The sequence below is a fragment of the Bradyrhizobium sp. ORS 111 genome (genome assembly GCF_045571485.1).
Classification (GTDB): Bacteria; Pseudomonadota; Alphaproteobacteria; order Rhizobiales; family Xanthobacteraceae; genus Bradyrhizobium.
On the sequence record NZ_CP120701.1, the window covers coordinates 6,341,126 to 6,355,102 of the forward strand.

The 13,977-nt window shown below is 65.2% G+C and carries 12 protein-coding genes, 1 other RNA gene and 1 pseudogene; 5 read left to right on the top strand and 9 right to left on the bottom strand.

Annotated elements, in window-relative coordinates:
- Nucleotides 1–6: 6 nt before the first annotated feature.
- From P6U30_RS29170 to rsmH, 5 genes and pseudogenes are all read right to left on the bottom strand, one after another.
- Nucleotides 7–1,440, bottom strand: coding sequence for a UDP-N-acetylmuramoylalanyl-D-glutamyl-2,6-diaminopimelate--D-alanyl-D-alanine ligase (locus P6U30_RS29170; RefSeq protein WP_407166263.1), 1,434 nt, complete (start codon nucleotides 1,438–1,440; stop codon nucleotides 7–9).
- Complete coding sequence (locus P6U30_RS29175; protein ID WP_407166264.1) at nucleotides 1,437–2,894, bottom strand: UDP-N-acetylmuramoyl-L-alanyl-D-glutamate--2,6-diaminopimelate ligase; 1,458 nt, start codon at nucleotides 2,892–2,894, stop codon at nucleotides 1,437–1,439. The genes P6U30_RS29170 and P6U30_RS29175 overlap by 4 nt, the downstream gene beginning before the upstream one ends.
- 99 nt (nucleotides 2,895–2,993) lie before the next feature.
- Nucleotides 2,994–4,766, bottom strand: coding sequence for a peptidoglycan D,D-transpeptidase FtsI family protein (locus tag P6U30_RS29180; RefSeq protein ID WP_407166265.1), 1,773 nt, complete (start codon nucleotides 4,764–4,766; stop codon nucleotides 2,994–2,996).
- 74 nt (nucleotides 4,767–4,840) lie between these two features.
- Nucleotides 4,841–5,230: pseudogene (locus P6U30_RS29185) on the bottom strand (hypothetical protein); the annotation flags it as partial.
- 2 nt (nucleotides 5,231–5,232) lie between these two features.
- Complete coding sequence (gene rsmH / locus P6U30_RS29190) at nucleotides 5,233–6,228, bottom strand: 16S rRNA (cytosine(1402)-N(4))-methyltransferase RsmH (RefSeq protein ID WP_407166266.1); 996 nt, start codon at nucleotides 6,226–6,228, stop codon at nucleotides 5,233–5,235.
- A 466-nt stretch (nucleotides 6,229–6,694) separates the two neighbouring features.
- Here rsmH and P6U30_RS29195 point away from each other — a divergent pair, with 466 nt between their 5' ends.
- Both P6U30_RS29195 and P6U30_RS29200 read left to right on the top strand, forming a co-directional pair.
- Complete coding sequence (locus P6U30_RS29195; RefSeq protein WP_407166267.1) at nucleotides 6,695–7,561, top strand: N-acetylmuramoyl-L-alanine amidase; 867 nt, start codon at nucleotides 6,695–6,697, stop codon at nucleotides 7,559–7,561.
- Between the two features lie 108 nt (nucleotides 7,562–7,669).
- Entirely contained in the window at nucleotides 7,670–7,897 is a 228-nt protein-coding gene (locus tag P6U30_RS29200; RefSeq protein ID WP_407166268.1) for a hypothetical protein, read from the top strand.
- 57 nt (nucleotides 7,898–7,954) lie between these two features.
- Here the strand turns inward: P6U30_RS29200 and P6U30_RS29205 are convergent, their stop codons facing one another.
- The 3 genes from P6U30_RS29205 to P6U30_RS29215 form a co-directional block, all read right to left on the bottom strand.
- Nucleotides 7,955–9,190 carry an RNA polymerase sigma factor gene (locus P6U30_RS29205; protein ID WP_407170560.1) on the bottom strand — a complete coding sequence of 412 codons (1,236 nt, stop codon included), beginning with the start codon at nucleotides 9,188–9,190 and terminating at the stop codon, nucleotides 7,955–7,957.
- A 62-nt stretch (nucleotides 9,191–9,252) separates the two neighbouring features.
- Nucleotides 9,253–9,606 carry a YciI family protein gene (locus P6U30_RS29210; protein ID WP_407166269.1) on the bottom strand — a complete coding sequence of 118 codons (354 nt, stop codon included), beginning with the start codon at nucleotides 9,604–9,606 and terminating at the stop codon, nucleotides 9,253–9,255.
- Between the two features lie 129 nt (nucleotides 9,607–9,735).
- The gene (locus P6U30_RS29215) at nucleotides 9,736–10,179 is read right to left on the bottom strand and encodes a PAS domain S-box protein (protein WP_407166270.1); all 444 of its coding nucleotides are present in this window, start codon (nucleotides 10,177–10,179) and stop codon (nucleotides 9,736–9,738) included.
- 192 nt (nucleotides 10,180–10,371) lie between these two features.
- On the opposite strand from P6U30_RS29215, the gene rnpB reads away from it, so the two are divergent.
- The 3 genes from rnpB (at nucleotide 10,372) to P6U30_RS29230 (ending at nucleotide 12,471) form a co-directional block, all read left to right on the top strand.
- Nucleotides 10,372–10,786: RNase P RNA component class A (rnpB, locus tag P6U30_RS29220), an RNA gene on the top strand.
- A 304-nt stretch (nucleotides 10,787–11,090) separates the two neighbouring features.
- Nucleotides 11,091–12,179 (top strand): IS630 family transposase, encoded by a 1,089-nt coding sequence (locus P6U30_RS29225; protein WP_280980713.1) that lies wholly within the window; start codon nucleotides 11,091–11,093, stop codon nucleotides 12,177–12,179.
- A gap of 118 nt (nucleotides 12,180–12,297) precedes the next feature.
- Nucleotides 12,298–12,471: a hypothetical protein gene (locus P6U30_RS29230; protein WP_407147991.1), complete on the top strand. Its 174-nt coding sequence runs from the start codon at nucleotides 12,298–12,300 to the stop codon at nucleotides 12,469–12,471.
- Nucleotides 12,472–12,519: 48 nt separating this feature from the next.
- On the opposite strand, the gene P6U30_RS29235 is transcribed toward P6U30_RS29230, so the two are convergent.
- Nucleotides 12,520–13,974 carry a GntP family permease gene (locus tag P6U30_RS29235; protein ID WP_407166271.1) on the bottom strand — a complete coding sequence of 485 codons (1,455 nt, stop codon included), beginning with the start codon at nucleotides 13,972–13,974 and terminating at the stop codon, nucleotides 12,520–12,522.
- Between the last annotated feature and the right edge of the window lie 3 nt (nucleotides 13,975–13,977).

Sequence of the window (13,977 nt, forward strand, 5' to 3'; positions counted from 1 at the left end):
GACGTCCTATAAAGCCTCTTCGTGCGCGGCTTTGTCGGGAAAGCGCTTCTCCAGCGCGCTGACGATGACTTTCATCTTCGATCCCAGCGATCCCTTCACCATGATCGCGTCACCGGCGCGGACCGCGGCAACCGCCTGCGTTTCGAGCGCCGCCGAACTCTCGGCATAACCTCCCCGCTTGCCGGTGGAAAGGGCATCCCACAAATTCCGCATCAACGGACCACAACAATATACGAGGTCGATCCGGTTGGCCGTGACCGCCTCGATCAGGCCGCGGTGCAGCTCGGCCGCCGTCGGGCCGAGTTCGAGCATGTCGCCGAGAACCGCGATGCGCCGCCCCTGCGGCCCGATTTGGGCCTGGCCGAGCACGTTGAGCGCGGCCGCCATCGAGGCCGGGTTGGCGTTGTAGCTCTCGTCGATCAGCGTCGCCTGGCCATGGCCGACCTCCAGCGCACGGCGGACGCCGCGTCCCGAAGGCGCCTCGAGCTGCGCCAGCGACAGCGCCGCGCGCGCGATGTCCGCGCCGAGCAGTGATGCGCCGGCGAGCACCGCAAGCGAGTTCATGACCATGTGCCGGCCGGGCATGCCGATCTTGTAGGTGATGTCATGATCGAGGATGTCGGCATGCACCGCCGAGCAGGTCGCATGCAGCGAGACATCGATCAGCCGGGCGTCGGATCGCTTGTCGGTCCCGAACGACACGATGCGCGAGAGGCCGGCCTTCTTGGCCAGCCGCTGCAGCCGCGCGAATTGCGAATTGTCGCGGTTGAGCACGACCACGCCGCCGGGTTCGACGCCGAGGAAGATCTCGGCCTTGGCATCGGCGATCGCCTCGATCCCGGCGAAGAATTCCAGATGCACCGGTTCCACCGTGGTGATGACGGCGACGTGCGGCCGCACCATCTTGACCAGCGGCGTGATCTCGCCGGCATGGTTCATGCCGATCTCGAACACCGCGAAGCGCACGTGCGCCGGGCAGCGCGCCAGCGACAGCGGCACGCCCCAGTGATTGTTGAACGAGGCGGTGGAGGCATGGGTCTCGCCCTGCGCCGACAACACCCGGCGCAACGCCTCCTTGGTCGAGGTTTTTCCGACCGAGCCCGTCACCGCGATGATCTCCGCGTTGAGCCGGGCACGCGAAGCATGCGCGAGCTCGACGAGACCGGCGAGGACGTCGTCGACGACGAGTAGCGGCGCGCCGGCGGGGAACTTGTCACGCTGTGCGGCCTCGACCACGGCAAGCCCGGCGCCGGCCTTCAGCGCTGCCTCGACGAAGCTGTGGCCGTCATGCACGTCGCCCTTGATCGCGAAGTAGGCTTCGCCGGGGGCTATCGTGCGGCTGTCGATCGACAGCCCGGTGACGCCCTCCGGCAACGCGCCTTGCGTCGCGGCGCGCATCGCCCCGACCATCGCATCCGACGTCCACAACAATGTGCTCATGCGTTCCTCGTTGCGAGTGCGGCGGCGACCGCCTCATGATCGCTGAACGGTAACGTTCTGTCGCCGATGATCTGCCCGATCTCGTGGCCCTTGCCTGCGATCAGCAGCGCATCCCCCGGTTCCAGATTCGCGATCCCGGCCCGGATCGCCTCGGCGCGGTCGCCGATCTCGCGCGCGCCCTTCGCGGTCGAGAGGATCGCGGCGCGGATCGCTTCCGGCCGCTCGCTGCGGGGGTTGTCGTCAGTGACGATGACATGATCGGCGTTCCGGGCCGCGATCTCGCCCATGATCGGCCGCTTGCCGGCGTCGCGGTCGCCACCGGCGCCGAAGATCACGACGAGCTTGCGTTTCGCATAGGGCCTGAGCGCCTGTAGCGCTTTCGCGAGCGCGTCGGGCTTGTGGGCGTAGTCGACGAAGATCGGCGCACCGTTGCGCTCGCCGACAAGTTCCAGCCTGCCCTTCGCGCCCTCGAGATATTCGAGGCTGCCGAACGCATCGTCCGCAACACCGCCGGTGCCGATCACAAGGCCCGCTGCAATCAGCGCGTTCTCGATCTGGAACTCGCCAACCAGCGGCAGGCGGATCGTATGTCCCCGGCCGCGATGCTCGATGACGAGCTTCTGCGCAAAGCCGTCGATCGCTGAATCGACCACACGAATGCCCTCGCCCGCATCGGCCTTGCGCCCGATCGCGATAATGCGAAGCCCGCGGGCGCGCGCCGCATCGATCACCTGCGCCGAGCAATCGTGATCCGCCGAGATCACCGCCGCACCGCCGTCGGTGACGAGGTTGCGGAACAGGCGCAGCTTGGCGTTGAGGTAATGCGCGACGTCGGGATGATAGTCCATGTGGTCGCGCGAAAGATTGGTGAAGCCGCCGGCGGCGATGCGCACACCGTCGAGGCGGTATTGATCGAGGCCGTGCGAGGAGGCCTCGAATGCCAGATGGGTCACGCCGTCGGCCGCGATCTCGCCGAGCTGGCGGTGCAGCGCGATCGGATCGGGCGTGGTCAGCGAGCCGTACACGGTGCGCTTGTCCGACACCAGCCCGATGGTGCCGATGCTCGCCGAGACATGGCCGAGCCGCTGCCAGATCTGGCGCGTGAAGGCCGCAACCGAGGTTTTGCCGCTGGTGCCGGTCACCGCCGCGATCGTCGCGGGCTGTCGCGGATAGAATTTGGCCGCGGCCAGCGCCAGCGCGCGGCGCGCATTTGGTGTGACCACGAACGGCACGGGCAGCGCGGCTTGCGGCGGATGGTCGCCCGCGACCGCGACCGCGCCGGATGCGATCGCCGCGTCAATGAAGCGTGCACCGTCGGTCTTGACGCCGGCCAGCGCGAAGAACAGATCGCCCGGCTTCACGGCCCGGCTGTCGACCGCAAGTCCGCCAACCACGACAGCATCGGCACGCGGGTCGATGGTGGCGTCAGCGCTGAAGAGGTCGCGAAGTCTCATGGTGTTCCAGTTGGCTGGCGCAACGGGCGCCGCTGTTTGAGCAAGATCCGACTGGGGAAACCGCGATGCATTCCTTCCGGATCATGCTGTCTGTACGCCTTACTGGGTTGTTCTGGATGCCGCAAGAATAAGGCGGTCGGACGGCGGCAGGTCGAACCGCGGTTCTATGCCCAAAATCGGCGCAATTCGCGCGATCACGTTGCCGCCGGTGGGCACCGCGTTCCAGCCGGAGGTGATGAACCCGTAGGTTTCCTTCAGCGGTTGCGGCTCGTCGAGCATGATCAGGAGCTGATATTTCGGATTGTCGGCGGGCATGATTGCGGTGAACGCGTTCAGCACGCGCTTCTTGGCATAGCGGCCGTTGATGACCTTTTCGGCCGTGCCGGTCTTGCCGCCGATATAGTAGCCCTTGACGTCGGCCTTCTTCGCGGTGCCGACCTCGGCGTTCAGCCGCATCAGATAGCGCATCTTGTCCGAGGTCTCGGGCTTGATGACACGCTTGGCGAGCGCCATCGCCTCCTCCTCGCTCCTCTTCAGGAAGGTCGGCGGGATCAGATAGCCGCCGTTGACCAGCGCGTCGATGCCCATCACTGCCTGCAGCGGCGCCACCGCGATGCCGTGACCGAACGAGATGGTGATGGTGTTGAGATCGCCCCAGTGCTTCGGCACGATCGGGGACGCGCTTTCCGGCAATTCGGTGCGCAGGCGCTCAAGCTGCCCCATCTTGCGCAGGAACGCCTTGTGCGCATCGACGCCCATCGCCATCGCAATGCGGCCCGCGCCGATATTGGACGAATAGTAGAACACCTCCTTCATGTTGATCATGCGCCCGAGATTATGATCGTCATGAATGGTGAACTTGCCGTAGTGCAGCGGGGCGCGCGCGTCCCACATCGAGTTGAGGTCGAACTTCCCGGAATCCAGCGCCATCGCCAGCGTGAACGCCTTGAAGGTCGAGCCCATCTCGTAGACGCCGGTGGTCAGGCGGTTGATGCGATCGGGATCGTGCGCCTCTTTCGGGTTGTTCGGATCGAAGTCGGGCAGCGACACCATCGCCACGATCTCGCCGGTGCGCACGTTCGACACCAGGCCCGAGGCCGCCTTGGCCTTGAACTTCTCCTTGGCCTTGATCAGCTCGTCGCGCAGCGCGTGCTCGACACGCAGGTCGATCGAGAGCTCCACCGGCTTCTGCAACCGGTCGGTGGCGAAGCCTGCGCGATGCAGATCGGCCAGACCGTTGTTGTCCAGCCACTTCTCCATACCGGCGATGCCCTGGTTGTCGATGTTGACCAGGCCGATCAGGTGGGCGACCTCGTTGCCGGTCGGATAGACCCGCTTGTTCTCGCGCAGGAAGCCGATGCCGGGGATGCCGACGCGATGAATGTCCTGCTGTTGCTTCGGCGTAATCTCGCGCTTAAGCCACACGAAGCCCTTGCGTGACGACAGGCGCTCGCGCACCTCGGCGGTGTCGAGGTCGGGCAACGTCGCGGTCAGGAGCTCGATCGCCTCGTCCTTGTCGATGATGCGGCGCGGCTCGCCGAACAGGCTCGGAGTCTTGACGTCGGTGGCGAGGATCGCGCCGTTGCGGTCGATGATGTCGGGCCGCGCGGTGGCGATCGCGTCCTGCGAGGCGCCGCGCCGCGCGCCGTGGCTGTCGGCCTCGATCGCGAACAGCACCAGGCGTCCGGCGAGCACGCAATAGACCGCGGCAAAGGCGAGGATCGCGAAGCCGACACGCGCGCGCGCCTTGGCGGTGCGGTCGACATTGCGCCCGTATAGCAGGTTACGGATCAGCCGCTGGCGCCAAGGCTCAGCGGGCTTCTCGGCCGGTTTGTTGGCGGATGCCGGATCGGTGATGGCTGATCCAGTCATTGCTGATCTCCTGGAGCCTGCTCGGGCTCGGCCGCCAGCGCCGCCGGGTCCGCCGCCGGCTGGTCGGCCGCGGGCTGGTCGGCGGCGGGCCCCGAGATCGACCCCGTCGTGCTGTCGGGTTCGGCCGCCGCCTCGATCGTGTCGATCATGGCGCCGATCGGGTCGCGCCCGCCCGGCCGAGTGAAGTTCGGCGGCCGCTCAGGAAGGTTCTTCAGGGAATCGTACTGGTTGGCGTTGATCGGCTTGAGCGGCAGATGCCGCTCGACAAGGCCCTGCAGCCGCAGCGGCGCATCGAGCTTGGCCCATTCGGCGCGCAGCACCGCGATCGCGTCGCGCTGCTTGCGGATCTCGGCGTTGAGCTGCAGCACCCGCTCGACGCGCGCGGTCGATTCCATCTTGATGCGGTAAACGTAGGACGCCGCGAAGATCAGCATGCCGATGACGAGGAAGTGGAGGATGCGCATGGTCAGCCTCCCCGCATCACGTCGGCGAGCCGCGGCCAGGACGGCAAGTCGTCGGCCCGGTGCGCCGGCGCCGCGGTTCGTTCGGCCGCGCGCAGCTTCGCGGACCGCGCGCGCGGATTGGCCGCGACCTCGGCGTCATCGGGCCCCACCGGCCGCTTGGTCAGGATCTTGAAGCTCGGCGATGATTGCGCGACTTCGGGCATGTGCCGCGATCCGGCGCTGACCTTGCCGCGATCGGCCAGGAAATTCTTGACGATGCGGTCTTCCAGCGAATGGAAGGAGACTACGACCAGCCGGCCGCCGGGCTTCAGCACGCGCTCGGCCGCCGCGAGCGCCTGATGCAATTCGTCGAGCTCTTCATTGACGAAGATGCGCAGCGCCTGGAACGTCCGCGTCGCCGGGTGGATCTCGTTCGGCTTGGCGCGGACGACCCTGGCGACGATGGCGGCGAGCGCCTCGGTCGTTACGATCGGCGCCTCCTTGCGCGCGGCGACGATGGCGCGCGCGACGCCACGGGAATGACGCTCCTCGCCGAAGATGTAAATGATGTCGGCGAGCTCGCGCTCGGAGGCCTTCGCGACCACGTCGGCGGCGGTCGGGCCGCTGTGGCCCATCCGCATGTCGAGCGGGCCGCTGCCGCGAAACGAGAAGCCGCGCTCGGCCTGGTCGAGCTGCATCGAGGAGACGCCGACATCCATCACGACGCCGTCGACCGCATCCAGTCCCTGCGCGGCGCAGACCTCGGCAAGATGGGAGAAGCGATCCTCGACCAACGTCAGCCGGCCGCCGGAGCGATCGACCAGATCGAAGCCGCCCAGGATCGCGGTGCGGTCGCGGTCGATGCCGATCACACGCGCGTCAGCAACATCGAGAATCGCGCGGCTGTAGCCGCCGGCGCCGAACGTGGCATCGACATAGATGCCGCCGGCGCGTGGCGCGAGATAATCGACCGCCTGGCGGCCGAGCACGGAAATGTGACGGGAGACATGGGCGCTCATGCGCGGCCCCCGGGCGAGGCTGCGGCGATGATTAGGAATATGGACGCGTGCCAACTCATTGCGCCTCGAATCCTCGCGCCTTGGCAGGCCATTTCGATCAAAGAGCCGTTGCACGATGCGCGCGCCGGTTCCCATTGTCGGCCGCAAATCCTGATGTCCGACCGGAACTCGCTGGGCTTCCATGGGATTTCGCGCAAAAGCGGACCTTGGCCGTCCCCCAAAACCGGTTCGGCTCTTCACCTCTCAGTAACGGCACTTAGCGTTAAGAAACGGTTGATGATGCGTTAGCGGACGCGCGGGCCTTTTATCCAAATTCGACTGATGTCCTCGACGTAGATCGCTGGCAAAATTCGTCCGATGGAACCGGCGAGGCGATTGCGCCGGCCGGCAGGGTAAAGGAATAGTAAACGCCTGTTGCTTTATACATATGTCAAATGTCGTTCTCCTGCCGGGTTTGAGTGATTCGATGGCTTCTGGTTCGTCCACGTCTGCAAACGCTGATTCGAAGCGTCAACGGGCCCTTCCCGTTCCGAGAGCTGTTGCCGACCTGACGACGTTCACGCCCGATTCCTCGATCGCGTCCGACGTGATTCCATCGATGAACTTCGGCGAGCGCGCCAACAACCGTCAGCCCGACATGATCGTGCTGCACTACACCGGCATGCCCGACGTCGAGGGCGCGATCACGCAGCTCTGCACACCCGGCACCGAGGTCTCGGCACATTACATCGTGCTCGAGGACGGCCGCATCGTGCAATGCGTGCCGGAGAGCAAGCGCGCCTGGCATGCCGGCGTGTCGTTCTGGGCCGGCGAGGACGACATCAATTCCTGTTCGATCGGTGTCGAGATCGTCAACCGCGGCCATGATTGGGGCTATCCGGACTTTCCGTTGCGCCAGATCGCGGCGGTGATCGCGCTGTGCCGCGGCATCATGCTGCGCCGCAAGGTGCCGTCGCATCGCGTGCTCGGCCACTCCGATGTCGCGCCGGCGCGCAAGAAGGATCCCGGCGAGAAATTCCCCTGGCATTCGCTGGCCAATTCCGGCGTCGGCCACTGGGTGCAGCCGGCGCCGGTCGTGCGCGGCGACGCGCTGATGCTGGGCGCAATCAGCGACGACGTCGCCAAGATGCAGGCGGCGTTTGCGCGCTACGGCTACAACATCCCGACCCACGGCAAATATGACGGCGCGACCATGGAAGCGGTCACCGCCTTTCAGCGCCACTTCCGTCCCGAACGCATCGACGGCATCGCCGACCGGTCGACCATGGCGACGCTGCACGCGCTGCTCGCGAGCCTGCCGCAGGACGCAACGACGGCGACAGACGCGAGATAGCCGATCCGCGTCGCCCGATTATTTTCAGGCCTGAAGAGCGTCCGCGAACGGGAACTTTTCAGCACCGCGCCGATTTTTTGTTGGGGCGGTATGAGTGGAGACTCGTTCATGATCAAAGCACTTATCGCAGGCGCTGTCGCCATCGGCCTCGTCGGCGCTCCAGCAGCCGCAGGCGCCATGACAACGCAGCACAAGACCCAGAAAACCCATCACACAAAGAAAATGACACCGGGGACCACGACCGGCATGTCGAGTGGAACATCGAGTCAAAGGTCGGGTGGAACGGCGAATCAAAAAATGAACAGCGGCGAAAAGAATAAGCAGCAGGGCTACTGAGCACACCGAACGTCGCACGGCACCCGTTGATGGTTGATGGACGGAGATGAGGTGACGTCACCTCATCTCCGCGATCCGTCGTGCATAAAGCCGACGCAGCGGTTCCAGTTGCGTCGCGGCAGTTGCCGCGAGATAGGCCGCGCGCGCGTCCTCGTTTCGGCCGAGGCGGCGCAGCAGGTCGGCACGGACCGCAGGAAGCAACTCGTAACCTTTCAGGCCGCCGCGCGCCTCAAGCGCATCGATCAGCTCAAGCGCACGCGCCGGACCGTCGACCATCGACACCGCGGCGGCGTGGTTGAGCTCGATCACGGGCGAGGGACTGATCCGCAACAGCACCTGATAGAGGCCCGCGATCTGCGGCCAGTCGGTGTCCTTGTAGTTGGGCGCCCGCGCATGCAGCGCGGCGATCGCCGCCTGCACCGCATAGGACTTCGGCCGACCCGGCAGCCGCAGCGCCTGCTCGACCAGCGTCAGACCCTCGGCGATCTGCTTGAAGTCCCACAGCGCGCGATCCTGCTCCTCGAGCAGCACGATATCGCCGCCCGCGGTCTGACGACCGGCGCGGCGCGCGTCGTGCAACAGCATGAGCGCCAGCAATCCCTTGATCTCGCTACGGGCGGGCATCAGTGCGTCGAGCAGCCGCGCCAGCCGGATCGCCTCCCGTGCGAGGTCCGGCCGCATCAGGTCCTCGCCTGCGGTGGCGGCATAGCCTTCGGTGAAGACGAGATAGATCACGGCGAGCACGCCGTTGAGCCGCGGCTCGAGCGCCTCGCGCTCCGGTACCTCGTAGGGAATGCCGGCGAGCCTGATCTTCTGCTTGGCGCGCAACAGCCGCTGCGCCATCGCGTCTTCACTGACAAGGAACGCGCGCGCGACCTGCGCCGTGGTCAACCCGCACACCGTGCGCAAGGTCAGCGCGACCTGAACCTCCTCGGCGAAGGCGGGATGGCAGCAGGTGAAGATCAGTCGCAGCATGTCGTCGTCGAGCGCGGCATCGGCCGGCTCGGCCGACGGCTCCGCGTCGGTCTGCAGTTGATGCGCCAGTTCCTGCTGCTTGCCGCGAAACGTGGCCGCGCGCCGCACGCGGTCGATCGCCTTGTTGCGGCCGACGTTGACGAGCCAGGCGCGCGGATTGGACGGCAGCTCGCCAATCGGCCAACGCTCCAGCGCCACCGCGAAGGCATCCTGCAGGGAGTCCTCGGCAAGATCGAAATCGCCGACGAGGCGGATCAGCGTGGCCAGCGCCCGCCCCGCCTCGTCGCGAAAGATTTTTTCGATCTGGCCTGGAGTCATCTCATCCAACATCGTCCTTCCGGGGCGCATCGAAGATGCGAACCCGGAATGACAGCGCGCCATCAATTGTCGTAGATCATCACCGGTCGGACCTCGATCGAGCCGGTCTTGGCGCCGGGAATCCGCGCGGCAAGGCCGAGCGCGGTGTCGAGATCCTTGGCATCGACCAGATAATAGCCGGCGAGTTGCTCGCGGGTTTCCGCGAACGGACCATCGGTGGTCAGGGTCTTGCCGTCGCGAACCCGCACCGTGGTCGCGGTGGTCGTAGGCTGCAGGCCGTCGCCGGCCTTGAAATGACCGCTCTGGATGATGGACTGGGTGTAGGCGGCGTACTCCGCCGAGACCTTCTTGCGCTCGTCCGGGTTCGCATGCGCCAGGTCCGCTTCGTTCCGATAGATCAACAGCAGGTACTGCATCTGAAATCTCCTCTTGTTCGGCTGGATCGCCGACACCCAGTCGAACGGACGACGAGTGGGACGACATCGTAGCGGAGAAATTTTGATGCGGCGGCGGAAACGTAACTGGGCGCGGCGCCCGCGGGTAAGTCAGACTGGATGGGTTTTGGCCTGCTCTGCCTGCGCCAGCCGCCGCCTGAGCTCCTTGAGTTCCTCGAAACTTTTGGTCACGTCGCGCATCACAGCCGCCGTGCCGGCGACCTGTTGCCCGGCGTCATGCAGCATCACGATGGTGAACTCGACCGAGATCCGCCGGCCATCCTTGGTCAGAGCCGGCACCGAAAGCAGGTCGCCGAGACCGTAACGGCTGGTTCCCGTCTCCATGACGTGGCGATAGCCGGTCCAGTGGCGGGCGCGCAGGCTTTCGGGAATAATAAGATCGAGCGATTGACCGACCGCTTCTGCGGCCGAGAAGCCGAAGATCCTGACCGCGCCAGGATTCCAGAAGGTGATGCGGCCTTCGCGATCGGTCGCAACGACCGCGTCGGACGCACCGCCGAGCACAGCTTCCCCCACGGCAGTCGCAATATTCATCACTCATCTCCCGATTCCGATCCTGATCTGGACCCGGAAACGGGAGCTGACAAGCGCGAACGACACGATGCAGCCGCATCCGGTCAGGTTCCCGCGTTATCGCCTGTCCGCAGCGCTGAAATCGCAGAAGCGACTGGATTAACCATCGCAACCGCTTGACGCGGCGCATCAAAACCCCCATGCCATGGAGCGTCAGTCGGCCGGACGGCCGCTCCCGCAAGTGCCGAAAGGCCGCGGGAGAGGAAAGTCCGGGCTCCATCGACATGCGGTGCCGGATAACGTCCGGCGGGGGCGACCCCAGGGAAAGTGCCACAGAGAACGAACCGCTCCTTCCTCGGAGGGAGTAAGGGTGAAAAGGTGCGGTAAGAGCGCACCGCGTTGCCGGCAACGGCGACGGCATGGCAAACCCCACCGGGAGCAAGACCGAATAGGGACAGCAACGCGGTCAGTTCGCGACATCGCGATAACACCGCAGGGCGATGTCAGGCCCGCTGTTCGGGTAGGTTGCTCGAGGCATGGTGCAAACCTTGTCCCAGAGGAATGGCCGTCACGTACCATTCGCAAGACTGGTGCCCTACAGAACCCGGCTTACAGGCCGGCTGATGCTCTGCAAATGAGGGGCTCGGCGCAATACGCCGGGCCCCTCGCCATTTTCAGCGGTTGTTAGATTTGTGCGCCTGCCCAGTGCGGGGTTGCCGCTCATCATCAGCCGCTCCAGACATCCCGCATACCTCGAGCATTTTCGGTTCCGATTGAATCAGAACCGAAGCTCTAGATTCTTGTTTTGACGCGTTTTCTTCACGCGAACCGGTATCCACTTCGCTCGAAAACGCTCTAGTGTCCCGAATCTGAAGTTCAGCGGACTCCAAATCGACTCGAAGATAGCAGACTGTCCTCATGGTTTGAGGAGGATGGTTATGGGTCGACGCTTTGCTCCGCTGGAATTGACTGAGGTTGAATGCGCTGAGTTGACGTCGCTGGCCTCGCGCCGAAGCACGGCGCAGGGCTTGGCGCAGCGAGCCCGGATCATCCTGGCCAGTGCCGACGGCGAGCAGAGCAAGATCGTGGCGGCTCGCCTGGGTATTGATCCCGATACGGTCGGCAAGTGGCGCCGGCGCTTCGCCGAGCATCGGCTTGAAGGTCTTCGGGATGGGCCGCGATCAGGGACGCCGCGCACGATCGAAGATGCCCGGATCGAGGCGGTGATCGTCCGCACCCTTGAGACGAAGCCGCCCAACGCCACCCACTGGAGCTCGCGCAGCATGGCGCGGGCCAGTGGACTGTCAGTCTCGACGGTCCAGCGGATATGGCGCGCCTTCGGCTTACAGCCGCATCGGTTGGAGACCTTCAAGCTTTCAACCGATCCCGACTTCGTCGCCAAGGTTCGCGACGTCGTCGGTCTCTACGTGGCCCCGCCCGAGCGGGCCATCGTGCTGTGTGTCGACGAGAAGTCACAGATCCAGGCACTGGATCGCAGCCAACCCACGTTCCCGATGCGACCTGGTCAGGCGGAACGCCGCAGTCACGATTACAAGCGCCATGGCACGACATCACTATTTGCCGCCCTCGACATCGCAACCGGCCGGGTCATCGGCAAGTGTTACGGGCGCCATCGCGCCACAGAGTTCCGCAAGTTTCTCGATGAGATCGAGGCCGCCGTTCCAGACGATCTGGACGTTCATCTCGTCATGGACAATTACGCAACCCACAAGACGCCGCTGATCCGCAACTGGCTGGCCAAGAGGCCGCGCTGGCACGTCCATCTGACGCCCACCAGTTCATCCTGGCTCAATCAGGTCGAACGTTTCTTTGCCCTCATCACCGAGCGCAAAATCAGGCGCGGCATCTATCGCAGTGTGGCGGCGCTACGTGCCGAGATCACCGCCTTCATCGAACATCACAACGCCGACCCAAGACCATTCCGATGGACCAGATCAGCCGACGACATTCTCAGCTCCATCGAACGCTTCTGCGCTTACAATGCGCCAGCCAAAGCCTAAAATGCCATGAACTTCCGGTTCAGGACACTAGCCGCTGATGCTTGCCGTTCGTAGGGAAACTTGGCGGCTCCGTGCTAACCTTCCGATGTCATGGGACCCCACTTCGGGAGGATCACCGATGGACCTGCGCAAGATCATCGAGGCTGCGCGCGAAATCAGCGACCAGACCGGCGTCGTCACTTCCGATCAGCTCAACAACCTGTGCCCGAAACAGCTCTCGCTTGAAGAGGTCCAGGCTCTTCTCAAGGCATTGAGAGAAGAAGGGATTCAACTCGCGGACAAGGAGGACTGACGAACAGGCTCCGGGCCTGACGAGGATCGCCTCCAGCGCGCCACGGCTTCAGAACGACCCGAATGCCGTTCCCATTGCGATCACCCCGGCAAGGGCGATCACGGAACTCACGATGCCGACCATGACAATGTCGACATAACTGTCGCGGTGCGTGAGGCCGCAGATCGCGAGCAGACTGACGACCGCACCGTTATGAGGCAGAATGTCGAGCGTCCCCGAGCCGATCACCGCGACGCGATGCAGAAGGCCGGGATCGATACCCGCCTGCGCGGCGAGCTCCATGTAGGTTCCGCCCAACGCATCGAGCGCGATGGTCAAACCGCCGGAGGCCGACCCCGTCAGCGCCGCCAGCAGGTTCGTCGCGATGGCGAGCGACACCAGCGGGCCACCTTCGATCTGCAGCACCCGGTCCCGAACCATTTCGAAGGCAGGAAGCGAGGCGATCACAGCGCCAAACCCGACCAGGCTCGCGACACTGAGGGCAGGCAGCACCGATGCGTTGGCGCCGGCATCCATGGTCTGCCGCAGCGCCAGCAGTCGCGTCCAGTTGCAGAGGATGACCGCCACGATCGCCGCCGCCAACGCGACGATGACCGACCAGACACCGGCAACGGCAGTGAGCGACGTGCCTCCCCAGCGCTGCTCCGCCAGGAACGAGACATCAAGCCGGGGCAGCACGACGAGCGACATCACCAGGTTGACGGCGACGACCACGACCAAAGGAAGCATGGCGTTGAGGGTGGGGACCTTGGCATCGCTGTGGTGTCCGTGGCGCAACTCCGCCGGGTCGAACTCGCGCGCCGTCGTCGCCCGCTCGCGCACCAGCTCGTCGGCGGCGGCATCCTCGAGTGCAGATGACGGCTCCTTCCCGTAGCCTTCCCCTGCGCGACGCGCCGAGTTCTCCGCGCGCAGCAGCCACCACAGCCCCACGCCCAGCATGATGATCGACGCGATCACGCCGAGGCCTGGCGCCGCGAACGGTGTCGTGCCGAAGAACGGCATCGGGATCGCATTCTGGATCGACGGCGTGCCCGGCAGCGCCGACATCGTGAACGTCGAGGTGCCGAGAATGACGGCCGCCGGTACGAGGCGGTGCGGAATGTCAGCCGCGCGAAACAGCGACTGGGCCATCGGGACGATGACGAAGAACGCCACGAACAGGCTGACGCCGCCATAGGTAACCAGGGCGCCCGCCAACACAACCGCGAGAATGACCCGGCGCTCGCCTACGCTGCGGGTGATGAAGCTTGCGACCGCCGCAACGGCGCCGCTGTCGTCCATCAGCTTGCCGAACAACGCGCCGAGCAGGAAAATCGGAAAGAACTGCGCGAGAAATCCCGCCGCGCTGCCCATGAAGGTCTGGGTCCAGTTGGCGAGCAGCGGCTCGCCGCCGAACGCCGCGGCCACCAACGCGCAGAGCGGAGCCAGCAGCAGGACGCTCCATCCGCGGAAGGCGAGACAGACCAGCAGCCCGAGCCCGACGAGGATGCCGAGAAGACCCATGGC

What these genes read in the sequence shown, in the direction of transcription:
- P6U30_RS29170 (WP_407166263.1), bottom strand. Translation starts at nt 1,440, where the DNA reads ATGAGCACATTGTTGTGGACGTCGGATGCGATGGTCGGGGCGATGCGC.
- P6U30_RS29175 (WP_407166264.1), bottom strand. Translation starts at nt 2,894, where the DNA reads ATGAGACTTCGCGACCTCTTCAGCGCTGACGCCACCATCGACCCGCGT.
- P6U30_RS29180 (WP_407166265.1), bottom strand. Translation starts at nt 4,766, where the DNA reads ATGACTGGATCAGCCATCACCGATCCGGCATCCGCCAACAAACCGGCC.
- rsmH (WP_407166266.1), bottom strand. Translation starts at nt 6,228, where the DNA reads ATGAGCGCCCATGTCTCCCGTCACATTTCCGTGCTCGGCCGCCAGGCG.
- P6U30_RS29195 (WP_407166267.1), top strand. Translation starts at nt 6,695, where the DNA reads ATGGCTTCTGGTTCGTCCACGTCTGCAAACGCTGATTCGAAGCGTCAA.
- P6U30_RS29200 (WP_407166268.1), top strand. Translation starts at nt 7,670, where the DNA reads ATGATCAAAGCACTTATCGCAGGCGCTGTCGCCATCGGCCTCGTCGGC.
- P6U30_RS29205 (WP_407170560.1), bottom strand. Translation starts at nt 9,190, where the DNA reads ATGACTCCAGGCCAGATCGAAAAAATCTTTCGCGACGAGGCGGGGCGG.
- P6U30_RS29210 (WP_407166269.1), bottom strand. Translation starts at nt 9,606, where the DNA reads ATGCAGTACCTGCTGTTGATCTATCGGAACGAAGCGGACCTGGCGCAT.
- P6U30_RS29215 (WP_407166270.1), bottom strand. Translation starts at nt 10,179, where the DNA reads ATGAATATTGCGACTGCCGTGGGGGAAGCTGTGCTCGGCGGTGCGTCC.
- P6U30_RS29225 (WP_280980713.1), top strand. Translation starts at nt 11,091, where the DNA reads ATGGTTATGGGTCGACGCTTTGCTCCGCTGGAATTGACTGAGGTTGAA.
- P6U30_RS29230 (WP_407147991.1), top strand. Translation starts at nt 12,298, where the DNA reads ATGGACCTGCGCAAGATCATCGAGGCTGCGCGCGAAATCAGCGACCAG.
- P6U30_RS29235 (WP_407166271.1), bottom strand. Translation starts at nt 13,974, where the DNA reads ATGGGTCTTCTCGGCATCCTCGTCGGGCTCGGGCTGCTGGTCTGTCTC.